21 protein-coding genes are annotated in these 23594 nt (G+C 37.9%); 14 read left to right on the top strand and 7 right to left on the bottom strand.

Annotated elements, in window-relative coordinates; translation table 11 throughout:
- Nucleotides 1–115 precede the first annotated feature (115 nt).
- Complete coding sequence (locus tag G630_RS0106730; protein WP_026498136.1) at nucleotides 116–628, top strand: helix-turn-helix domain-containing protein; 513 nt, start codon at nucleotides 116–118, stop codon at nucleotides 626–628.
- A 72-nt stretch (nucleotides 629–700) separates the two neighbouring features.
- On the opposite strand, the gene G630_RS0106735 is transcribed toward G630_RS0106730, so the two are convergent.
- Nucleotides 701–2380, bottom strand: coding sequence for a M3 family oligoendopeptidase (locus tag G630_RS0106735; protein WP_026498137.1), 1680 nt, complete (start codon nucleotides 2378–2380; stop codon nucleotides 701–703).
- Nucleotides 2381–2661: 281 nt separating this feature from the next.
- On the opposite strand from G630_RS0106735, the gene G630_RS0106740 reads away from it, so the two are divergent.
- Both G630_RS0106740 and G630_RS0106745 read left to right on the top strand, forming a co-directional pair.
- On the top strand, nucleotides 2662–3957 hold the full coding sequence (locus G630_RS0106740; protein WP_026498138.1) for an ABC transporter substrate-binding protein: 1296 nt from the start codon (nucleotides 2662–2664) through the stop codon (nucleotides 3955–3957).
- A 13-nt stretch (nucleotides 3958–3970) separates the two neighbouring features.
- Nucleotides 3971–5758, top strand: a complete 1788-nt coding sequence (locus G630_RS0106745) for a methyl-accepting chemotaxis protein (protein ID WP_026498139.1) — start codon at nucleotides 3971–3973, stop codon at nucleotides 5756–5758.
- A gap of 92 nt (nucleotides 5759–5850) precedes the next feature.
- On the opposite strand, the gene G630_RS0106750 is transcribed toward G630_RS0106745, so the two are convergent.
- The 3 genes from G630_RS0106750 to G630_RS0106760 form a co-directional block, all read right to left on the bottom strand.
- Entirely contained in the window at nucleotides 5851–6717 is an 867-nt protein-coding gene (locus G630_RS0106750; protein ID WP_196805763.1) for a methylenetetrahydrofolate reductase, read from the bottom strand.
- A 326-nt stretch (nucleotides 6718–7043) separates the two neighbouring features.
- On the bottom strand, nucleotides 7044–7406 hold the full coding sequence (locus tag G630_RS0106755; protein ID WP_022761203.1) for a response regulator: 363 nt from the start codon (nucleotides 7404–7406) through the stop codon (nucleotides 7044–7046).
- A gap of 281 nt (nucleotides 7407–7687) precedes the next feature.
- Nucleotides 7688–8098, bottom strand: coding sequence for a hydrogenase maturation nickel metallochaperone HypA/HybF (locus G630_RS0106760; protein ID WP_242829912.1), 411 nt, complete (start codon nucleotides 8096–8098; stop codon nucleotides 7688–7690).
- A gap of 1506 nt (nucleotides 8099–9604) precedes the next feature.
- Here G630_RS0106760 and G630_RS0106770 point away from each other — a divergent pair.
- From G630_RS0106770 to G630_RS0106780, 3 genes are all read left to right on the top strand, one after another.
- The gene (locus tag G630_RS0106770; protein WP_022761206.1) at nucleotides 9605–10393 is read left to right on the top strand and encodes a ParA family protein; all 789 of its coding nucleotides are present in this window, start codon (nucleotides 9605–9607) and stop codon (nucleotides 10391–10393) included.
- A complete protein-coding gene (locus G630_RS0106775) occupies nucleotides 10390–11127 on the top strand; it encodes a hypothetical protein (protein WP_026498142.1) in 738 nt (245 codons plus the stop codon). The genes G630_RS0106770 and G630_RS0106775 overlap by 4 nt, the downstream gene beginning before the upstream one ends.
- Nucleotides 11128–12070: 943 nt before the next feature.
- Complete coding sequence (locus G630_RS0106780; protein ID WP_022761208.1) at nucleotides 12071–13300, top strand: replication initiation protein; 1230 nt, start codon at nucleotides 12071–12073, stop codon at nucleotides 13298–13300.
- Between the two features lie 68 nt (nucleotides 13301–13368).
- On the opposite strand, the gene G630_RS21040 is transcribed toward G630_RS0106780, so the two are convergent.
- Nucleotides 13369–13614: a PTS sugar transporter gene (locus G630_RS21040; RefSeq protein ID WP_022761209.1), complete on the bottom strand. Its 246-nt coding sequence runs from the start codon at nucleotides 13612–13614 to the stop codon at nucleotides 13369–13371.
- 301 nt (nucleotides 13615–13915) lie between these two features.
- On the opposite strand from G630_RS21040, the gene G630_RS0106790 reads away from it, so the two are divergent.
- The 3 genes from G630_RS0106790 (at nucleotide 13916) to G630_RS0106800 (ending at nucleotide 16316) form a co-directional block, all read left to right on the top strand.
- The gene (locus G630_RS0106790; protein ID WP_196805764.1) at nucleotides 13916–14569 is read left to right on the top strand and encodes a GDSL-type esterase/lipase family protein; all 654 of its coding nucleotides are present in this window, start codon (nucleotides 13916–13918) and stop codon (nucleotides 14567–14569) included.
- Between the two features lie 210 nt (nucleotides 14570–14779).
- Nucleotides 14780–15337 carry a GNAT family N-acetyltransferase gene (locus G630_RS0106795; protein ID WP_026498144.1) on the top strand — a complete coding sequence of 186 codons (558 nt, stop codon included), beginning with the start codon at nucleotides 14780–14782 and terminating at the stop codon, nucleotides 15335–15337.
- A 4-nt stretch (nucleotides 15338–15341) separates the two neighbouring features.
- Complete coding sequence (locus G630_RS0106800; protein ID WP_022761212.1) at nucleotides 15342–16316, top strand: tRNA dihydrouridine synthase; 975 nt, start codon at nucleotides 15342–15344, stop codon at nucleotides 16314–16316.
- 40 nt (nucleotides 16317–16356) lie between these two features.
- Here G630_RS0106800 and G630_RS24610 read toward each other — a convergent pair whose 3' ends face one another.
- The gene (locus G630_RS24610; protein WP_022761213.1) at nucleotides 16357–16506 is read right to left on the bottom strand and encodes a hypothetical protein; all 150 of its coding nucleotides are present in this window, start codon (nucleotides 16504–16506) and stop codon (nucleotides 16357–16359) included.
- A gap of 183 nt (nucleotides 16507–16689) precedes the next feature.
- Between G630_RS24610 and G630_RS0106810 the strand changes: the two genes are divergently transcribed.
- The 4 genes from G630_RS0106810 to G630_RS0106825 all read left to right on the top strand — a co-directional run bounded on the left by G630_RS0106810 (nucleotide 16690) and on the right by G630_RS0106825 (nucleotide 19672).
- On the top strand, nucleotides 16690–16968 hold the full coding sequence (locus G630_RS0106810; protein ID WP_022761214.1) for an HU family DNA-binding protein: 279 nt from the start codon (nucleotides 16690–16692) through the stop codon (nucleotides 16966–16968).
- Between the two features lie 71 nt (nucleotides 16969–17039).
- Nucleotides 17040–17552: a hypothetical protein gene (locus G630_RS0106815; RefSeq protein WP_022761215.1), complete on the top strand. Its 513-nt coding sequence runs from the start codon at nucleotides 17040–17042 to the stop codon at nucleotides 17550–17552.
- A gap of 3 nt (nucleotides 17553–17555) precedes the next feature.
- Entirely contained in the window at nucleotides 17556–18992 is a 1437-nt protein-coding gene (locus tag G630_RS0106820; protein WP_022761216.1) for an MATE family efflux transporter, read from the top strand.
- Nucleotides 18993–19012: 20 nt separating this feature from the next.
- Nucleotides 19013–19672, top strand: coding sequence for a bifunctional (p)ppGpp synthetase/guanosine-3',5'-bis(diphosphate) 3'-pyrophosphohydrolase (locus G630_RS0106825; RefSeq protein WP_022761217.1), 660 nt, complete (start codon nucleotides 19013–19015; stop codon nucleotides 19670–19672).
- A gap of 78 nt (nucleotides 19673–19750) precedes the next feature.
- Here G630_RS0106825 and G630_RS0106830 read toward each other — a convergent pair whose 3' ends face one another.
- Nucleotides 19751–22183, bottom strand: a complete 2433-nt coding sequence (locus G630_RS0106830) for a GH36-type glycosyl hydrolase domain-containing protein (RefSeq protein ID WP_026498146.1) — start codon at nucleotides 22181–22183, stop codon at nucleotides 19751–19753.
- Nucleotides 22184–22502: 319 nt separating this feature from the next.
- On the opposite strand from G630_RS0106830, the gene G630_RS0106835 reads away from it, so the two are divergent.
- A complete protein-coding gene (locus tag G630_RS0106835) occupies nucleotides 22503–23531 on the top strand; it encodes a LacI family DNA-binding transcriptional regulator (protein ID WP_022761219.1) in 1029 nt (342 codons plus the stop codon).
- Nucleotides 23532–23594 lie beyond the last annotated feature (63 nt).

Genomic DNA, 23594 nt, shown 5'->3' on the forward strand with positions numbered 1-23594 from the left:
ACTCCGGATCTCCGGGGTTTTTATTGTGTAATTTTCAAATTGCCTGCATATATTATTAGACAAGTGCTGTAATCTCGTATATTATTGAATGAAAGAGTTCTATGGAGGAGCAAAAATGGGGAAAAAATCCATCAAGGAAAACAAGAATATTTACTTTGAAAGCCGCGAGGAAGCAGGTCTCACAAGAGCACAGGCCAGTGAGCGTATCGGTTTTATCAGCGAAAGCCGCCTTGAAAAAATAGAAACCGAAAAGACTGCGATTCAGCCGGAAGATGTTGTTGCTATGGCAGAGGCCTATAAAAAGCCCGAATTATGCAATTTTTACTGTACACACGAGTGCAGAATCGGTCAGGATTCCGTACCTGTTGCCAAAGAGTCAACACTCTCCGAGATTGTTCTTGCAATGCTCTCTTCTCTCAATTCGCTTGATGAGCAGAGAAACAGACTTATAGATATCACTGCTGACGGCGTTATATCTGATGATGAGCTTCCTGATTTCGTTAATATCCAGAAGCAGCTCGCTCAGATTGACCAGACAGTAGAGTCTCTTAAGATCTGGATGGCTAATACCGTAGCAAATGGCCAGATTAACAAAGAGAAGCTGAATGCGCTTTTAGCAAAGAAATAACGCATAATTCTACAATTAGAGCATTAAAAATGGCATGTGAAGAATAACACATGCCATTTTATTTTACGTTTTTTATTCCAATTTGGCCTTATCCTGCATGTTTACTGCAAGTTCAGCGATTGTGCCATCCCTGAAGGGACTCTTTAATCCAACCTCATCCAGCATATCTTCATAGAACTTGCTTGCTGAAATCTTACAAAGATCAAGATAATGTTTCCAAGCATCCTTGTAATCCTTGTCCATCCATACCTTAAACTGCATAGCAATTACACTTGCAAGCACATAATCGATGTAATAGAAAGGTGACCAGAAAATGTGTCCCTGCTTCTGCCAGAATCCACCCTCTGCAAAGAAGGGATCACCATCAAAATCAAGCCATGGTCTGTAGGTCTTTTCCAGATCCTTCCATACCTGTTTTCTTTCAGCTGGTGTCATCTCAGGCTTCTCATATACTATATGCTGGAATTCATCAACCATACATCCGTAAGGAATGAATGTAATTGAATCTCTTATGTGCATCTTGAAGTAATCATCTTTTCTGTCACCAAAGAACTTATCCATCCAGTTGTAGGTGAAATACTCCATTGACATTGAATGAATCTCTGCCGTTTCCATCGTTATATCGTTGTGCTCGGTAATCTCTTCATCTTTTGTCACATAACCCTGGAATGCATGTCCGCACTCATGTGTGACAACGTCTACATCACCGGCTGTACCGTTGAAATTAGCGAAAATGAACGGAACCTTGTATTTCGGCAAGAAATCCATATATCCGCCCTGTTTCTTGTTCTTTCTTCCAAGTACATCAAAGAGCTCGTTTTCGATCATAACATCGATAAATTCAGCTGTTTCAGGCGAAAGCTCTCTGTACATATCCTGTCCGGCTTTCATGATCTCCTCAGGTGTCCCGATCGGTGCAGGATTTCCGTTTTTAAAATAAACCTCGTTATCATAGTACTTGAGCTCTGTAACGCCAATCTCTTCGCGGCGTTTCTCCTGAATCTTGCAAACAAGCGGAACAAATGAGTCCTTAACCTGCTTTCTGAAATTCTCAACCTGAGGTCTTCTGTAAGAATTTCTCATCATACGGTTGTATCCAAGCTCGATGTAGTTCTCATATCCCAGTTCTTTTGCCTGTTTTGTCCTGTTTTTAACGAGTTTATCATAAATATCGTCAATTTCATCGGTCACAGACATAAAGTAGTCTGAAAGAGCCTTCCAGGCCGCCTTACGATCATCTCTGTCGTTACCTGTAAGGAATTTTCTCAGCAATGAAATATTGTACTCTTCTCCCTTAAAAGGAATCCTTGCAGACGCGATAATATTGTCATACTTATTGATGAGGGCGTTCTCTTCCTGCATAAGCGGAAGAATTTTCTCGTCAATGGAAGCAAATTCAAGCTCCATATTTTTAAAAGCTACCTTGCCGATCTTTTCCTCAAGATAATCTCTGTAGGGCGAATTATAAATGAGCTTCTTGTAGTCGTTATCATACTGTGCAATAACAGGTCTGATTTCGTCAATATATTCCTGCTCCTTGGCATAAAACTCCTCTTTGGTATCCACATCATGTCTAAAGCATCCTATGGTCATATTAGTTCTGATATCGTTCATAAAATCATAGTAGCTCTTGTGGAGTGCAAATTGCTCCTCACCACTCTTAGCGTCCTTACTGTCCGCCATCAGCTTTTCAAAAAAAGCCTTCACTTTATCCATATCTATGTGTTCATATGGCATCTCTGAAAATTTCATGCGTTTTTCCTCGTCTTTCTAAAAGATACTGCCCTTCGATTATAGTATTTTAGCCGCTATTTTACAAGGAATATTTAATTGTGTGCTATTTGTTGTGGCGCGTGTTGATATATTGATGTTCTGATGTATTGATGTTCTGATACCGTATCTGTTAATATAATTTAGTTAATCTATATAATGATATTTAATAAACGTTTTATTATTCAGCCGACTATTAGCCTATATAATTAAAATAGTACTGTATTATCTCTCTTGTTTGTGCACAGAAAGGATGGGTAAAAATGGTATACAGAAAGATTATTTCCGTAATTACTGCCTTTTCGCTAATTCTTATGTCCGCAGGATGCTCAAAAACTGCCCAGGAAGCAGAACAACCTGCAGAATCCAGCGCTATTACCCTACTTAACATAAAAAGCGAAGTAGGTTCTCAAATCGAGGATCTTGCAAAAGAATACTCCAAAGAGTCAGGCGTCTCTGTAAATGTCATAAATGTTCCCGCCGGCGTAGATGCACAGGCTACGCTTAAGGGATATTATCTTTCCGATCAGATGCCTGATATAATCGCTTGCGAAGCTTCCGGTTTCAGTAACTGGGATGGTCTTCTTGAAGATTTAAGCGACCAGGACTGGGTACAACGCACTGATGCTTCCTATTCCGATAGCACTTATGGCGTTCTGGGATTCCCCTATACTACAGAGGCTATAGGCCTTGCCTATAATGCAAACATCCTGTCCTCATGCGGAATTGATCCTGCTTCAATCACAGGTCCGAAATCCCTGCAATCAGCATTTGAGACCATTGATTCTAAAAAGAACGAGCTTGGTCTTACCGCTGTAATCGGCTTTTGTGCAGAGCCAAATGATGTAGGATGGTCAGCAGGCAACCATATCTTTGGCACCTACCTTGACTCAGGACTTGGCAGGACTGATACCACTTATATTGATATGCTTAATGATAGTGGAAAAATTGATGATGAGCGTTTTTCAGCCTTTGCAAATATGATCAGCCTTTTTATAAAGTATTCTGATCCTGCGGTTCTTACGGAAAGCGCATACAACGAACAGGTTGCCAATTTTGCAGCCGGAAAATATGCTTTCGTAACACAGGGATCCTGGATAGGCGCTACAATGACAGGCGATTCTTCCGCAGATTATGCAGCTGCAGGAAACTTTGAGGTAGGAATGCTTCCATATTGTTTCTTGGACGGACAGGACACAATCCTTACCAGTGCTCCATCCTGGTGGGCCATTCCCAAGGAAGGAAATGTAGAAGAAGCAAAGGCATTCCTCCAATGGTGCTCCGAGGACTCCGGCCAGAAAATTCTTGTTGAAAGCGCAGGATTTATCAGTCCCTTTACGGACTGTAAATATGTAGCTTCTGACCCGTTCGCCAAGGTCATATCAAGTTATATTTCTGCCGGAAAGACATCAAACTGGCACTGGCAGAATATGCCATCCGGACTGGGACAGAACGGTCTCTCATTTGCTTTCTATAAATTCGCCACCGGAGAGCTGGATCCAGAAGGCTTTATAAATGAAGTCAAATCCATCACTTCCGAATGGTATTCAAAGCTTTAAGGAGGGTGGCTGAATGAATAATAACACTAGTAACGAATTAAAAAATCCAGCTAATATAACAGTCAAAAAGAAAGATTCAATCTTGTTTCAACTTATGGCTCTGAATCTTTTAATGCTGATAGCTTTCATAGTTGTAATGAATCTTGTTATGTCATCCATGCAAAGATCCACAAACAGCAGTATTCAGATGTTTGGCTCAATGATGACCCTGACTCAGCATGAAGCGGCATTAAAATCCGATGTAATGTCCTTATACGATCAGACTACGGGATATATCGCTGCTGATGCTGTTGAAACAAAGGAAGCCCTTCTTCCGCAGATAAATGCCGTACGTTCAACCATTGAAAGCGATATAAAGGCCCTGAATGAAGATTTTGCTTCAGCCAATGATGAAGAAGCTACAACACAGCTTGGAGAAATATCAAATCAGTATCAAAGATTATCGAATCTTATCGATTCCGCCATCGCAAAATGTGACGCCGGAGACCGTGATTCCGCTTATAAAATACTCTTTGATAAAGCCGAGATTCAGAAAATCGCAATCTTCCACTCCGCTAAAGCTCTTGATAACGCAATTTCATCTCAGTCGGACGCGACAATAACTTCGATGAATGCCCTCCTTGCATCCGGAAAAATTGTTGCAATGGTCGGTATGGCTGTAATTCTAATACTGATTATTATCAATTTCTTTATAAGTTATAAAAATATTGTGAGAAAGATCCGCTCTATAAGTGATGAAGTAAACAAAATCATCTCGGACATTGAGCAGGGAAATGGTGATTTGACCGCTAGAATTAAAACAAAAACTAAATCAGAGCTGTTATTTATAACAGGTGGTATCAATCATTTTATCGAGACTTTGCAAGGAATCATGCGTGATGTCAAGAATGGTTCACAGATACTTACTTCTTCTTCAGAAGAGGTTGCTTCTCAACTGAGGATGGCTGACGACAATGTTACAAATTCCTCAGCTGCCCTTGAAGAATTGTCTGCAAACATGGAGACACTTGCAGAAACAGTGTCATCTATTAATTCTAAAGTTAATAATGTCACAGGTGCTACAAAGGCCATTACAGATGAAGCTGAGAAAGGTACAGCAACGGCAATCGCTATTAAAGAAGAGGCTAATACGCTAAAATCTCGCGTAACCACTAAAAAAGCCGATGCCGGCAATCAAATGTTCGCTCTTTCCGAAACACTTTCTCAATCAGTTAAGGATTCAGAGAAAGTCGAACAGATCAGCGAACTAACCAATACCATACTTGATATAGCTTCACAAACCAATCTGCTCTCGCTAAATGCTTCCATTGAGGCTGCAAGAGCCGGAGAAGCCGGAAAGGGTTTTTCTGTCGTAGCAACAGAAATTAGCGCCCTTGCCGACAACAGCAGACAAACCGCTGCAAACATACAGGTTATAAGTAATGAAGTAACCGAAGCAGTTAATAAACTGGCTAAAAACGCTCAGAATGCCCTGGATTTCATCAATGGTACCGTTCTTGCAGATTATGATGAATTCGTTGATACAGGCGAAAAATATGAGCATACAGCCGATTTGATGGACGATATGCTTGTATCCTTCACCGAAAAAGCTGAAAATCTAAATGAAATAATGACTGAAATGGCAGAATCTATCCAAATGATAACCACTTCCATTCAGGAGAGTTCTAAAGCTATTTCACTGTCTGCTGAGAGCTCTACCGAGATTGTCGGCGGAATCAAAAAGATATCGCTTGCTATCAATCAAAATACTGATGTTACCGAGCAGTTAAATGAAACAACCGAAAAGTTTAAATCACTGTAATGTATTAAATCTTTAATTAAATATTTAAAGAGGCTATGAATATTCACCATAATTCATAGCCTCTTTTATATATCGTGCGTTATTTTAAGTGCCTATCTAACTGCATCCATCAGTATTTTAGCCAGCTCGGGCTTATTCATGATATAGAAATGAATGCCGTCAACACCTCTGTTCTTTAACTCCAACGCCTGTTTAATTGCATAATCAAGACCATATTTTTTCATTTCCTCAGGATTGTCTCCATATTTGGAAATAATAGATGATAATTCCTCCGGAACGGTAGTTCCCGAAAGGGTTACTGTAGTCCCTAACTGCTTTGCACTCGTAATTGGCATTATTCCGGCCGATATGGGCGCTTTTACATCCAAGTTATGTAATTTATCGATCAGACGATAAAAGTAGTCATTTTCGAAGAATAATTGCGATATGAGCACATCACAGCCCTTATCAACCTTTGTTTTTGTATTGTTTATATCCTCTTCCTCAGTTTTTGCCTCAGGATGCTTATGCGGATAGCATGCTCCAAGCAAAGTAAAATCCATGCCTTTTCCCTTGATATATTCAGCCATATCACTGGCATGGAGGAAATCGCGTGTATTGAACTGCTCATCAGTCATAAGCTTCGGTCTGTCGCCTCTTAAAACCAAGATATTTTCAATCCCAATGTCCTTAAACCTGTTAAGACCTTCCTCTAATTTTTCTTTACTGAAGCCTACACTTGTAATATGGGACACCACTTCGAGTCCCGCCTTATTCTTAGCGTAATCTGCAATTTCAACTGCCTTTCCGGCATTAGATCCGCCTGCGCCATAGGTTACACTGACAAAATCCGGCTTAATTTCCGAAAGCTGCTCAAGTTTTGTATAAATATTGTTAAATTCATCCTCCTTTTTCGGCGGATAAATTTCACATGATAATACTGTTTTACCTTTACCGTAAAGATCCTTAATACTTCCCACTTCTTCCATCCTCCGTTTCTTTTAGAATGTATTGTATCATACTATTCATAACACCTATAAGTTTTTTCTCCCTAAATGGGCCATATTTTATCATTATAAGGGCATAACACGTGAAAGCTGCCAGGGGGCAGCCCGGCAGCTTTCTATATGGTTATCAAGCTTGCGATCCATCCTTTGATCACTGCAACGGTCCCTAAAAAAGGGCATAAAAAACCTGTTTCCATGTCGTTTCCCTTCCATGGAAACAGGTTGCTTTCCGTTGCTAATAAATATATCGGTGCATCTGTAAAAAATATTAGTCCACTTTTATTGATTTATTTTATTATTTATCCGATAGCCTTCTTAACCGCCTCTAATACACGGTCTGCCTGGAAAGGCTTAACAATAAAGTCCTTCGCACCGGCCTGTATTGATTCGATTACCATCGCCTGCTGGCCCATAGCCGAGCACATAATGCAACAAGCATTGGGATCCGCAGCCTTTATACCCTTCAGAGCACCAATACCATCAAGCTCCGGCATGGTAATATCAAGAGTTACAAGATCAGGCTTAAGTTCGTTATACTTGTCGATTGCGATCTTACCATTTTCGGCCTCGCCGGCAATCTCATAACCACCCTTTGTCAGAATGTCTTTCAACATCATGCGCATAAAAGCGGCATCATCTGTAATAAGTACTCTCTTAGCCATTATGAACCTCCATATTTTCTATTCCGGATGTTTAATTTGCGCTCCGGTAAATCTCTCGAATTCATTTTCTATTTTATCATAAATTTTTCAAAAAAAACCCTAAATCGTCGTTCAAACAATTAAAAAATGATAAAATTTCGTTCCGTTTCGAAATAAATTCTAAAAAATGTATATATAAGCCCATCAAGACATCATTATATATAGTTGTATTGTCATCATGTTATATTAGAATGCACTTTTATTTCTTGATTGTCACTTTATTCTGCAAAAATTATCTATATTCATTCCTCAATTTCTAAAGAATTTATCTGGATTCCTTTACCCTTTAATAATTTTCCTTTTCTTTCTCCGCAATCAGGACATTTATATCTGTTTTCTTTGTCCGGATGATATGTATTTCCGCACCCTTCGCACTGAATTTGCACTTCGATCAGGTTGGTTTCCAGCTCTGTATCACTCAAATTCGTTCCTTTTACTGCTTCCGGATAGTATTTGTGTAAATAATACGGCACAACGCCGCTCATCTCACCTACATCAACAATTATTTTTTTTACTTTCCTGATATTATTTTTTTCGGCTTCTTCCTGTACTGCATTAACAATATCTATGATATAGCTCAATTCATGCATTTTATCGACCTCCTTAAATTGTGTATACAATATAAAAAATAATCCAATGACTTTTTCAGTCAATGGATTCTAAATTATTTTCGTTGTTTTTTATTAAATATCTATAGTTATTTGTGATATTGGCTATTTGTAATGCTTTTCAATTTAATAATATATGTTATTTATATACATTAACCTATTGAGTCAATATTTACAATATTAATATATATATGTTTAAATATTAATCATTATCCTCTATATCGCTGAATATCATTATATATAACACATGATATATATCAAATTGTTTCCACAGTTCTATTATAATCTGCTTAATTTATATTATTTTTATAATTTCCAGAATAAACAGATATTTTAAATTTTTCTCAGTCTATTCTTTCCTTCATCTGATCTGGACTTTTAATTTCACTTTATATGTCGAAAAATCAGGATAAAAACCCAGGATTTTTTCACGCATTTTTCCGTGATTTTTTTCTGTTTTACTCTCTATTTTTTTAGATTTTAAAAATACATATTTGTAATCAAAATACATTTATATAATATCATCTTTTTATATTATCATCAAGTATACAAATCAACAAAATATAAATATATATGCACATGTTTATATATTTTCATCTTTATATTTGTTCATCATTATTTATAAATACTATTACATATTGATCATTATTATTCTAAATATATTGTTTTATTTATATATTTATATCATTTTATTTAGATATTTGTACATCATATGTGCATCATCTAATGATACTATTATATCATACTTACATTCTAATAATATAGATATATATCATGTAATCATAATATATTGATGTTTATATATATTGATACATTATGATGTCTATACCTAAATACATGTTTACATGGTGATACAATTATCTCATATTCCATTAATATATTTGTATCATGACATCATGATGTTATATTCAAAATTTCTTGATATGTTTACATAATGATGTCACTACATCATTTATCCAACTTAATAACCATGTATTTTGAAACGTATATAATGTAACAAGTTCAGGCCAAACTCACTACATATATACAAGTCATAACTCAATATATTGCTTTTATTATTATTGTAGGTACTATATATTGTATATAATTATATATCATGATGTCATTACATCATTGTAAAAACGATCATTATTTGCGCGAAAACTCTAACTATATACGCCAAGGCTGCATCATGGATCAACACATCACTGCATCAATATATAGTATGTTGTTTTGATGTATTGATGTATTGTATTATCCACACCATTTTATATGTTCAGCATTAATTATTCTATATGACATCATGTTGTATTGTTATTTTTATATACATCTATATTATTTAAATGATGTCATGGTAACATATTATATTATTCTATTTATATATATGTATCTTATTACATTTATTTTATGATATACATATATACATATATATAAATATATTATTAGCAATATATTTATATATCTATATATTGTTATATCAAATAACACATATATCATTTTATATTTATCTTTACACATCTAATCAGCAATGTTACAATATACAATGATTAAATGTGATAAATGGGAGGGAATATGAAGACAATTTCATTTTGCAACCAAAAAGGTGGCGTTGCAAAAACAACATCTACTTATGCATTAGCATCCGGTTTGGCAAAAAAACGTTACAAAGTACTTATGATTGACTCTGATCCACAGGAAAATCTCAGCCAGGCTGCAGGAATTGATCTATATAACATACCTGCAGCTACATTATCTGACGTATTTAAGTCAGAAAAAGGGGAGCCCGGAGCAGATATAAATGACACTTTGATACCTATAAATAACAATTTAGACCTTATTATAGGAGGAATTGAATTTACTTCTGCTGATTTGGACTATTCAGGTGTTACTTCCAGAGAATTTATGCTTAAAAGAGCATTGAAAAAGCTAAATAAGGAATATGATTATTGTATTATTGATTGCAGCCCTACATTGGCCCTTATTACACAGAATGTACTTGCAATTACAGATAAGATTGTAGTTCCTATGACGCCAGAGGCATTCGCAACAAATGGTGCAAATATGCTGTTTTCATGGATATCTGTCATGTCAGAGAGATTAAATAATCCTGATCTTGATGTAGCCGGAATCCTCGTAACCAATTGCAGAAATACCAATAATGCCAATATTTGGCTCGAAGGTATTGAAATGCTGGCAAAAGAGTATGAAATAAAGGTATATAACACCAAAATACACCAAAATGTCGCTGTAGAGGAGTCTCAGACACTTAATCAGTCATTATTCGAATATGCACCTAATGCACGTGCTACAAAAGATTATGAAGCATTTGTCAAAGAGTTTCTGAAAGGGGAGTCAAAATGAAAAAGAATTTGCACAATGCAATGGCAAAAAACTTCCAGAAAATGGTCAATGACCAGCCCATACAGGAGACACCTGCGAAAGCAGAAAATACAACAAAGAAAGAGACAAAAAAAGATACTGTATCTGACGTTATTGAAACACCCGTTATTGATGAAAAGCCTGTAAATAAGAAGGTTTCGGAACCAGAAATTGAACAAGTACTTCCAGAACCTGTACAGCCTGCTGCGCAGCCTGTACCTGCACAAGAACAGCAAATATCTGTTGCTACTCCTGTAGCTGCATCAGTTTCGACAAATGCTCAGACTGTAGTTCAATCCTCTGTACCAGTGCAGCCCGCACAACCTGTACAGCCAGCTCAGCCGATTCAGCCTATACAACATATACAACCTGTTCAACCAGTAGTTTCTTATGTTCAGGAAGCGGCTCCTGCTATGCAGCCACAGATAGTATATTCAGAGCAGCCTACAGTACAGCCCACTACTGTTTATGAAAATGAAACAATAAAAGCTTCCAAAAATGTTGGACGTAAACCAATTCCTTTAATGCCTGAAGAGAAGAGTAGTGGTGTTCTACATATTAGATTGGGAGAGTTAAGATCATATGTTGATTTTATGACTCAATCCGGTAAAATATCCTATCAGCAATATATTAGTAATCTTATTGAACAGGATTATGAGAAAAATAAAGATCTGTATCTAAAATATAAATCCTTTATGGAACAATTAAATATTTAAACAACGTATGTTGTTAACAATATATATTAATTAACAACAAAATTCTTTATTAATTAGTAACCTCGGAATGCCAGAAGATATGGGCCTTTCGAGGTTTTTTTGTATAGAAAAAGGGCTTATGGTAAGTAGTTATTTGGTACATGATAATTACTTAAATGGAATAAGATGATAGAAAAATGGGTCATATAAAACAAAGAAAAAGTAAAGAATAAGTAGTAGTTAGTAGAAAATAGGGATTTTTAGAAGATTTAATTAGTAGTTTTTGGGATGATAAAAAAGAAAATTGGTAAAACCAAGTAGTTTTTGGGTATATATATCATAATGTCTCCGGATCAGGCCTAAGCGGGGGAATAAGCAGCAAAACGCGTCAAATTCACAGAATTTCTATTATTGATCGCATATACTTTAATAACTTAGTAGAAAAAAGGGATATATAAATCCTTTTTAGTAAGTTTTTGGGGAGGTTTTATAGTAACTTCGATAGAAAAAGGGTACATAAATGTACAGTAAAGTAGATAAAATGAAAAAAATGCGTTTTTTAGCCTAATTTTATTGACCGGAAAAAGATTAATATCAGAGTAGTTAGTAGTAAAAGGGTATATTTAAGGTTAAGTTAGTAGAAAAAAGGTATATAATTTGATTTATTTAGTAGTTTATGGGGAGGGTATACACTAAATTAGTAGCAAATGGGTACATATTTAATTCGGTACTGTATAAGTCAATTTCACAACTGACCCACATAGTCAACTTTAATTATCACTATACCGATAAAATAACATATAATATAATAGAAGATATTAGTTAAGGGGTATATAATATTATCAAAAAGGAAGAAGTTTAATAAAATCAGGTATTTTTTGTTTACAGTGTGATATAATAGCTCTATAATAAGCTAGTATTAAAAAGGTATGAATAAAGACCTTTTGGGGTGAAGGAGGTTGTTTTGGGGCGCAAATCAAAACAGCAGATGGAAGAAGAAACAACTGCTATTGAAAGTTTTTTATCTAATCAGCATTACAAAAAGGCAAATACGCTGATCAATTCTAAAGGAAGATCTACACTTCTTGTCCAGAAACTCTTTGCAGTAAGTATAGCAAAGGCAGAGCTTAATCAGGATAGCAATACACTGGAAGCAAATATATACGGAACTGACTTAAAGAAGATTTTTGGCGTTAAGGGTGGCTCTTTTTATGAACATATAAAGGCTGCCATTGAGCCTGTGAAGTCAAAACCATCAATACTTGACTGGAGAATTATCTATTCCAATGATGATACCAGAGAGATTGAGGCCATAAATGTCATTACGGACGCCTCTTTCAAAAACGGAGTTCTGAATGTGCGCTATAACAGTAAGATTACTCCTTATCTGGCAAATCTTCAGAACAATTATACAGTTCTTAGTCTGGCGGAAGCTGTACAGCTTAACAGCGTATATTCATTCAGATTATACGAGATTTTGAAGGCTGAAATGGACAAACAGCGTGCTATTACAAGAAAAGAAGGGCCATATTACGTTCAGTATCATCTTACAGATTTGAAACTTCGTCTGGGAATAATCGACTCTCAGGCAGATCCGGCAATAATCAGCGCACTTAAGAAGGGAAATCCGGATTACGATGCTATAGAGAAGCAGGCAGACAAGCTGGATGGGGCAGGTAAACTTAAGACTTTTGGTAATTTCAAGAAGTTTGCTCTTGATAAAGCACAGAAAGAATTAAATGAAACCACCAGTATCTGGTTTGATTATGAACCGGTCAAGGCCGGAAGAGGTGGAAAAGTAGTAAGTATCAGATTTAAGATCGATGTAAATCCGAGGGTTAAGAATAAAAATAACGCATGTGATGATTTAAATCAGAAGGAAACAACTATAAATCCTGCACGTGAATTGGAGCTTATGGATCAGGTACAGGATATTATAGACGAAAAGATTAAGATTTCAGAGATCAGGTCTATTTTGAAGGCATCAAATTATAACCTGGATAAGATAAAAAATGCGTATGATTTATATTTGAGACAATCCGGTAATGTGGAAAATTTTGTTGGATGGATGATAGCGGCAATTAAGAATAAATACACATCAGCAGGAGTAAAGGCAAGTCCTATCGTCGGAGAATATGTGCAAAGTACTTTTTCCTATGAGGATATGGAATCGGAACTTCTTGATAATTTCTAAAGAAAAAAGAGCTCAAACGAGCTCTTTTTTTAATACATAAAAAAATATTGGATTAAATTACATCCGAATCAACCGGCTACAAGATGTGATTCCTGATAACCATTGATCAATGCTGCGATCTTGTTCTTATCGCCGATTACAGATACATATAAAGGCTTCAATAAGTTAAGTGAAAGAAGACCAATGATGGATTTGCCATCAATGTAGCTGTGACCGCTGCGAACATCGATCTGGCAAGATGAACTTGAATTCATCTGCACGAACTTAATTACCTGTTTTTTGTCTGTGAAACTGATTTTTACGTCTTTTGTCATAGTACAAATCGCGCTAATTTTGCGCTTCCCCCTATAGAAAATGATTAAAAAATACAGTCAATACGATAACATAAACTTACGAAAAGAACAACCACAAAATATAGCATATAAAAATTTAATAAATACAATATATCGGAAAGTAAAATGATATTATTGCGTCAAAATGTGTAGAAATTGCGAAAATTTGCGAAAAAAAGGCTGAATTCCATAAAAAAACTATAAAAACACAGATTATTCATAATTCGTGTGGTATATTGAATTTGGAAATAAAGAAAAATACAGAAAGGAATGGGCGATGTATATGAAAAAAGTGCTTTTTTACGGTGATTCGAACACATACGGATTTGATCCCAGAGGAATGATGGGCGGAAGACTTCCCGCATCAGAGAGATGGACAGATATATTGGCTTCAAAGGTGTATGAAGATTGGCGAGTTTTTGCTGATGGAATGAATGGCAGAGTAATACCGGATAATCCCTATTCCCTTTTATCTCTAGACAAGACAGTTTTGGAGAATAGTCCGCTTGATCTGTTTGCAGTTATGCTTGGAACAAATGATCTTATAAGCATGTCTCTTCCTGATGCTGAGACGGTTGCGACAAAAATGAGAGATTTTATCGAAAGACAGCTGGCAAGGACAGAGTTTATTGATAATAAAACCGGATTTCTTCTAATTGCTCCTCCAAGAATACTTCCTCATATGGATGAAAATCTGGAAGAGGCAGAGGCTCAGAGAAAGAGATTTTCTGCTGAACTGGATATAATTGCGCAGGAAGTCGGAATATTCTTTGCAGATGCAAGTGAATGGGATCTTGAGATGTCCTTTGACGGTGTGCATATGAATGCGGACGGACAAAGGGTATTCGCAGATAAAATGGCAGATATTCTTCAAAACATCGATCTTACCCAGGAAAGACATGAAGTTGATGATTATGTGTGCGCTCATCTCGCGTGATAACCAATTGTCTATAAATTATAACATTATTTAATATAACTAAAATCCACGAAGTTATCGACTTTGTGGATTTTTTGTTGCATAATATAAGAGTGCATAAAGCATTTTGGAAATGCCAATTAATGACTAGAATAGTCAAAAACTTACTTAATTATAGCACGTGATATTATAAAAATAATTAGTAGTTTTGGGGGATGATAATTTAGCATTATGAGAGTTGAGGAGAGAAGAGTAACAACAAAAAGGGGTATGGAATTAAAACTTCGAACTCCGACGGCAGAAGATGCTGAGAAAGTATTGGCTTTCAGGAGGGATGTTGCCGGTGAGACAGTATATCTGACCAGGTATCCCTACGAAATTGAAAATTCCGTGGAAAAAGAGTGTGAAATCATAGGAAATTATTTAAGGGCTGAGCATCTTGGCATGATAGCGATTTTTGATGAGGATTTAATCGTAGGAGTCACTTCAGTAAGCCCTGTGGGTTTAAACTTCAAAACTCGTCACAGGGCTTCAGCAGAGCTTGTGGTGAGAAAACAATACTGGAATTTGGGACTGGGGTCACATCTTCTTGATCAGGCTATAGAGCTTGCTGAGAATTGCGGATATGAGAGATTGGAGCTCAGTGTTTTTGCTGATAATGCAAGAGCACTTAGATTATATAAGAAAAAGGGATTTTTGGATTGCGGTCAGATTCCGCAGGCTTTCAAAATGATGGATGGGACCTATCATGATGAGATTTTGATGTCCAAGAATTTATGGAGACACTAGTACGATGCGAACATCTTTTGCGCCGATGGAAGGCATAACATTATATTGCTACAGAAATGCTCATCACAGAATCTTTGAGGAGGGTATAGATGTCTACTATACCCCGTTTTTATCGATTTATAAGCATCATTCGATAAAAAAGAGAGATATCCGTGAGATATTACCTGAAAACAATTCTGAGCAGGGAATAAGGATAATACCGCAAATAATGGCAAATGATGCGGATGAGATAATTTGGGCATTGGGCGAGCTTCATTCGAGGGGATATGATGAGATAAACCTGAATATGGGCTGTCCGGTGGGAACAGTAGTAAGTAAGCACAAAGGTTCAGGAATGCTAGAGGACCCCGAAAGACTTGATGTATTGTTTGCAGAAGTTTTTGACGATAAGATAACAAGGGATATTAAATTTTCGGTAAAAACCAGGCTGGGACTTGTAAATCCGCATGAATTCGAAGATATTTTACCTGTACTTAATAAGTATCCCTTTTCAAGTGTAATAATACATCCCAGGGTTAGAACTCAGATGTATAAAGGACTTCCTGACATGGGGGTTTTTTCCTGGGCTTATGAAAACAGTAAGAATCCTGTAGGATATAACGGTAATATATTTCATGCAGAGGATTATCAACGAATCATAGGACAGTTTCCGGATTTATGCGAGGTAATGCTGGGAAGAGGGTTGGTTGCAAATCCTGCACTTGCAAGACAGATAAGCGGAGGATCAGGAATAACACTTCTTGAATTAAAGGATTTTATCCGAGAACTTGAAAACTGTTACAAGGTAGAAATTCCTGCAGAAGAATCAATAATGCATAAAATGAAAGAAATATGGTTTTATGTTGGAAATCTTTTGATACAGGAAAATGGACAAGCGGCTGAGCCCTATATACACAAGATAAGAACTGCAAAAAATATTGCGGAATACAGGAATGCCGAGAGGGCAGTATTCAAAAATTGCATAATAAAAGAGACATGACAACAATACATCATGATGTCATGCTGTATAAAAGGAGTATTTATTGCGGAATATCCTTCATGAGCATTTCATGTATGGCTTTTGCCAGGATTTCATCCGGTGCAGCTTTAAGCTTTTTGGCTTTTTCAGCTTCCTCAGGATGTGTTGGTATATCCGCTAATTCTTCTTTTTCCTTATTTTCTGCGCCCATATCGCCTCCTGATATAGAGTGTTTATATACTAATCATATCACTAAAATGGGACCAGAGGCACAAAAAAATGCGGTTTTCATTTTGAAAAATAGCGAAAAAGCGTATAAAAGCGTTGATTTAGATGATAGGTAGTGGTAGAATTTCTTTAGTTTCAAAATACAACCTACAAAGGGGGATAAAAAATGAATAAGACAGAACTTGTAGAAGCTATTGCTAAGGAAACAGGTCTTTCCAAGAAGGATTCTGAGAAGGCTGTTAAGGCTTTCATTGATGTTGTTTCTAAGACACTTAAGAAGAAGGATAAGGTTCAGCTCGTTGGCTTTGGTACATTCGAGACCACAAAGAGAGCAGCTAGAACAGGTAAGAACCCTCAGACAGGTGCTTCCATTAAGATTCCTGCTTCAATCGCTCCTAAGTTCAAGGCTGGTAAGGCCCTTAAGGATCTCGTTAACAAGAAATAATTCAGATCATGAGCTTAGACCCGGGGTGTCATTGGCACTCCGGGTTTTTCAATTTTTACGAGGAATAATTTATGAAAATATTTAAATCTTTTGTAGTTACATTGGCAATTGTATTGGCTATCGGAGGAATATATCTTTACAGTAAAGATTCAATTTTTAATACAAATACCGAGGAGACCGCGGAAACTTCCGAAGAGACGAATGCGGAAGGTGCGAAAAAGCCTGAGGAAAAAGGGATAACAGGTGCTATAGAAAGTGCCAAAAAGGAAGTAGTAAAAGGGGTTGCAAAGACTGTTGTAAACAAGGCTATCGAGGAATACGCAGAAAAGTCCGATTCGGAAGTTAAGGAAAAGTTGGAATCAATTACCGAAGAGGAGAAGGATAAGGTTTCTGAGATTATTTCCGAGAATATCTCTCTTGAATCGATGGGAGATGTGGAATCCTATATATCAAATAAGGATGTAGATGGTCTTATGGACTATGCACAGGACAAGCTTACAGCTGAAGATTATTCTGAATTGACCGGAATTCTTGAAAAGTATTCCGATGGTGTTATGGATCAGATTGACGGAGCTACAAATTAAAATATGAAAAATACAGAGGTGACTGCGGCGGATGCCATAAAGGTAAAGCTTCCGCTGAAAGAATGTCTGATTGGCGAGGCACATTTTTACAAAAAAGTAGCGATGGTTGTCTTGCCGATGATTATACAAAACACCTTGTCCAACGTTGTGGGACTTTTAGATAACATTATGGTTGGGCAGGTTGGAACACTTTCGATGTCAGCGGTTGCAATTGTTAATCAGCTGATGTTTGTATTCATGTTGTGCGTCTGGGGTGCTCTTGCGGGAGCAGGTATTTTCGGAACACAGTTTTTTGGAAAAAGAGATTATGAAGGAGTAAGAATCACCATGTGTTTTAAAATGATAGTAGCGCTGGTGATTTCTGTTTCTGCGATTATTTTGTTCAAAATAGCAGGAACAAGCCTCATTGAGTTATATATAGCAAAAGAGACATCTGCCGAAGAGGCTGCGGAAACAATGAGACTTGCAAGAAATTATCTTAATATTTTGCTTGTAAGTCTTGTTCCGTTTGGTATTACGCAGGTCTATGCAGGAACCATACGTGAATCGGGGAAGACCACACTTCCGATGGTTGCCAGCATGACTGCTATGATTATTAATTTCATATTTAACTACATACTGATATTCGGTCATTTCGGCTTTCCAAAGCTCGGGGTTTCCGGAGCGGCAATAGCAACTGTTATTTCAAGGTTTGTTGAATCAAGTATAGTAGTATTCAGAGGTCATCTTAAGAAGGCAGAGTACGAGTTTTTGAAGGGCTTATATAAGAATTTTCATGTACCTGTGCACATGATATGGCCGATATTGTCAAAGAGCCTTCCGCTTTTGGTAAATGAATGCCTGTGGAGTCTTGGACAGGCGGTTTTACTGCAGAGTTATTCTATGAGAGGAATAGAGGTAATTGCCGCGATGAATATTGCCAATACAATAGCACAGATATTTAATGAGGTATTTTTATCTCTTGGTAATTCAACATCCATTGTGGTAGGACAGGAGCTTGGAGCGGAGCATTATGTGAAGGCGAGGATTTATGCATGGAGAATGGCGGCTCTTAGCATAACAAGCTGCATAATTATGGGCAGTTTATTGTTTTTAGTATCACCTGTTATTCCTCAAATTTACAACACTGAGCCCGAGATCAGGAATCTTGCAACGGAATTTATTAGGATTGTTGCGTGTGTAATGCCTGTAAATGCTTTTGCAAATGTGTCATACTTTACATTAAGATCAGGAGGAAAAACTCTTATTACATTTTTGTTCGACAGCTGCTTTACATGGGCGGTAAGTGTTCCGGTTGCCAGAGTTCTTGCAGGATATACCGTGATGGCTGTGACCACGGTTTACTTCTGCGTTTGCGCATTGGAACTGATTAAGAGTACAATAGGATTTATACTTGTGAAAAAAGGTGTTTGGGTTAAAAATATCGTCAAAAATGCATGATGTATTTTAAGGAGGATGATATGGATATTGAAAAACCCGCATGGATTCTCAAGGAAAAAATATTCTCCGAGGACCATATGTTTACGCGCATGCTCGGTTACGCTATCGAGGAAAATCTCTCAGAGACCTATCAGGCTCTCTATTATGCCAGAGATAAACATGCCGGGCAGACACGAAAGAAAAGTCCCTATACGCAGGAGCATATTCCGTACATAATCCATCCTCTAATGATGGCCTGTCATGCGCACGCGATGGGAATAAAGGATGATCGGCTCCTTGCGACGATTCTTTTACATGATGTCTGCGAGGATTGTGGGGTGGCACCGGAGGAACTCCCTTTTTCAGACACTGTAAAGGAAGCAGTCAAGCTATTGACCAAACCGGTCGATTACAGCGGGACTGCTGATGAAAAGAAGAAATACTATGATGGAATAGCGACAAACGCCATGGCATCGATAGTTAAGGGGCTAGACAGGTGTAATAATGTTAGTGTTATGGCGATGGCTTTTTCTACCGAAAAAATGATCGATTATGTGGAAGAAACACAGGAATATCTGTATCCGATATTGGAAAAACTGAAATATGACAATCTTGAGTATAATGACGCTGTTTTCCTTATAAAATATCAGCTTAGAAGCATGTTGGAGACAATAAAGGCGTTTATTATAAAGTTAAATTGAAACACAAATCCCCGCAGATTAGTTGCATCTGCGGGGATTTTTAGAGGATAGAAAAAAGGAAGGATTAGCGATGGTAGTTTAGCCCATGATGGCTTCTACATGGTATTCCTTAACGGAAGGATCATGAGGAATTACTGTTCCTTCAATCTCAGTTCCGTTTACGATAAGCTTCTTAATACCCTTCTGGGCACCGTTGGTCTTAACGGAGATGTTATAAGTTGTTCCTCTGTATTTTCTTGTGAGCTCAAAATCACCAAAATCAGCCGGAACACAAGGATCAACGGATAATCCCTTATGTGTGGGATAAATTCCGAGGATATACTGTGAAATATTAACAAAGGTCCATGCTGCTGTACCTGTAAGCCAGCTGTTCTTACCCTGGCCGAAGAACTTAGCATCCTTACCGGCTACCATCTGGGAGTATACATAGGGCTCTGTGCAGTGAACATCACTGATTTCCTCTACGTAAGCAGGGCAGGTCTTCTTATAAATCTCGAATGCTCTGTCACCATGGCCAAGAACGGTTTCAGCGATTGAAACCCAAGGATTGTTGTGGCAGAAGATACCTGCGTTCTCTTTGTATCCCGGAGGATATGAGCTAACTTCGCCAAGTTCAAGGTGATACTCTGTATAAGCAGGCTGAAGGATCATTACACCATACTTGGTATCAAGACGCTCTTCAACGCTCTTAAGTGCCTTCTCTGCGAGGCCCTCCTTAACACCGATACCTGCAAGTACGCAGAAGCCCTGTGGCTCGATGTAGATCTGACCTTCCTTGCACTCGTGTGAACCAACCTTGTTGGAGTGAGCATCATATGCACGAACGAACCATTCGCCGTCCCAACCTGCTGTGCAAACAGCATCGTACATCTTCTTAACTTCAGCACGAGCTCTCTCTGCCTCAGCGTTGTCACCCTTAAGCTCGCATAACTGAGCGTACTCTTCACCGTATTTTACAAACATACCTGCAATGAAAACTGACTCGGCAACGGGGCCTTCGCTGGGACCAAAAGTCTGGAAGGATTCACCGGGATGTGCTGAGAAGCAGTTAAGGTTCAGGCAGTCATTCCAGTCTGCACGTCCGATAAGAGGCAAATCGTGAGGACCCTTGTGGTTAACGATGTAGTCGAAGCTTCTCTTTAAGTGGTTCATAAGAGGTGTTGCAACGCTCATATCATTATCAAAAGGTACTGTCTCATCAAGGATTGACATATCACCTGTTTCTCTAATATATGCGCTGGTACCTGCAATCAGCCACAGCGGATCATCATTGAAGCCTGATCCGATATCGGAGTTACCCTTCTTTGTAAGGGGCTGGTACTGGTGGTATGCACTACCATCCTGGAACTGAGTAGAAGCGATATCAATGATACGCTCTCTTGCTCTGTCGGGAATGAGGTGTACGAAACCAAGAAGATCCTGACAAGAATCTCTGAAGCCCATTCCACGGCCGATTCCGGACTCGTAATAGGAAGCAGAACGTGACATATTGAATGTAACCATGCACTGATACTGGTTCCAGATATTAACCATGCGGTCAACCTTTTCATTACCGGATTTGATGTGGTAGATGGAAAGAAGGTTGTCCCAATATGTATTAAGCTCAGCAAGAGCCTTCTCTACATCAGCATCTGACTGATATTTTGCAAGGAGATCATTTGCACGCTTCTTATTAATGATTCCGTGAGACTCCCATTTCTCCTCCTCAGGATTCTCAACATATCCAAGGATGAAGTTGAAGGTCTTGGTCTCGCCGGGAGCGAGTGTGATGTCAATCTGGTGTGCTGCGATCGGAGACCATCCGCTTGCAACGGAGTTTGTGAGCTTTCCTGCGAAAACAGCGTCCGGATGATCGGGGCCGTTGTAAGCGCCAAGGAATGCATCACGACTGGTATCGATGGCATCAACCTTAGTATTTACGGAATATACTGCATAGTGATTGCGTCTCTCACGATATTCTGTTTTATGGAAAATTGTGGAATCAACAATCTCTACTTCGCCGGTACTTAAGTTACGCTGGAAGTTCTTCATATCATCATCAGCGTTCCAGAGGCACCACTCAACATATGAGAAAAGCTGAATCTTCTTCTCGGAAGAGCTGTTGTTTGTAAGCTCAACGTGAGAAACCTCACAGGTATCACTCATAGGAACAAATGTAAGGACAGAAGCCTTAACACTGTTCTTCTCAGATGTGAACTTACTGTAACCGATACCGTGACGGCACTCGTAAGAATCAAGCTCAGTCTTTACAGGCTGCCAGCCGGGATTCCAAACAGTTTCGCCATCCTTAATATAGAAATATTTACCGTTATTATCATAGGGAACGTTATTGTAACGATATCTTGTAAGACGAAGGAGCTTAGCGTCCTTATAAAAAGTATAACCACCGCAGGTGTTAGATATAAGGGTAAAGAAATCCTTATTGCCAAGGTAGTTGATCCAGGGCAAAGGAGTTTTGGGTGTAGTGATTACGTATTCGCGGTTTTTGTCATCGAAAAATCCGTATTTCATCGAAAATCCTCCTAAAAAATCTTAAACGATTAAGCGTTATTTGCTATTGTTGATTATATAGGGATTTCTCATAGATTTCAAGAAAAAAAGGAAATGCGTAAAATGCGCGTTTTCGCAAAGGTTTTCGTTAAAAATGGTCTTTTTTAGCGATTTTATGATCGTTTTTGGAAATATTAATAAATTCTTAATATTTATTTTTGTAAATTTGTTACAAAAAGATACAATGTGCACAACAAAATATAAATTTGATATTGATTTAATGGAAAATGTGTTGTATATTCAATTTACGAAAACGATTTAGAAATTTTAAGGGGGATAGATGGCAGCACGTAAGAGAGTTTCATTAAAAGATATAGCAGCTGCGTGCAAGGTATCTGTCGCAACAGTTTCAAAAGCGTTAAACGATCAGGCAGACATCGGACAGGAGACAAAGGATTACGTTCGCAGGACTGCCGAGTCGATGGGTTATTTTCCTAATTTTGCTGCAAAAGCACTAAAAACAAACAGAACTTATAATATAGGACTTTTGTTTATGGATGATTCCCAGAGCGGATTAACTCATAACTATTTTGCCAGAGTTATTGAGAGCTTTAAGAAAAAGATAGAAGAAAGGGGATATGACCTTACTTTTATCAGTAATAACAGAAGCTCACAGGGATATATGTCCTATCTGGCACATGCAAGATACAGAAATTTTGACGGAGTGGCTATAGCCTGTGTGGATTTCTACAATCCGGAGGTTGAAGAGCTTGTAAGAGGAAACATACCGGTTGTTACGATTGACCATGTTTTCAACGACAGATCAGCCATTGTATCCGATAACGTTATGGGCATGAAGGACCTTCTCACATATATATATGAGATGGGTCACAGGAAAATAGCTTACATACATGGTACAGATTCAGCGGTTACACAGAGCCGACTTAAAAGCTTCTATAAAACGGCGATGGATCTGGGGCTGGAGATTCCGGATGAGTACATCCTGGAAGTGGAGTATCGTGATACCGTAGGCGCGCAGAGAGCGACGGAGAAGCTTTTGGAATTGCCGGACAGACCGACATGCATATTGTATCCGGATGATTTTTCATCCTTTGGAGGCATAAATGCAATAAAACTCAAGGGTTTAAAAATACCGGATGATATTTCAATAGCAGGATATGACGGAATCGATATTGCGATGAAGTACAATCCGCAGCTCACAACAATTGTTCAGGATACGGATTTATTAGGAAGAAAAGCAGCCGAAAAGCTCATTGATTCCATCGAGAATCCAAGAACCACACTCAGTGAACAGGTAATTGTTCCGGGGCACCTGAACGAAGGAGAGACTGTAAAGCGTCTCATTTAATAAAGATTTAGAACGGCAAAAGCTGTTTTAAATAAATAACATTCATTTCATTACTTTTATGAA

The sequence above is a fragment of the Butyrivibrio sp. WCD2001 genome, from assembly GCF_000424485.1.
Taxonomy (GTDB): Bacteria; Bacillota; Clostridia; order Lachnospirales; family Lachnospiraceae; genus Butyrivibrio.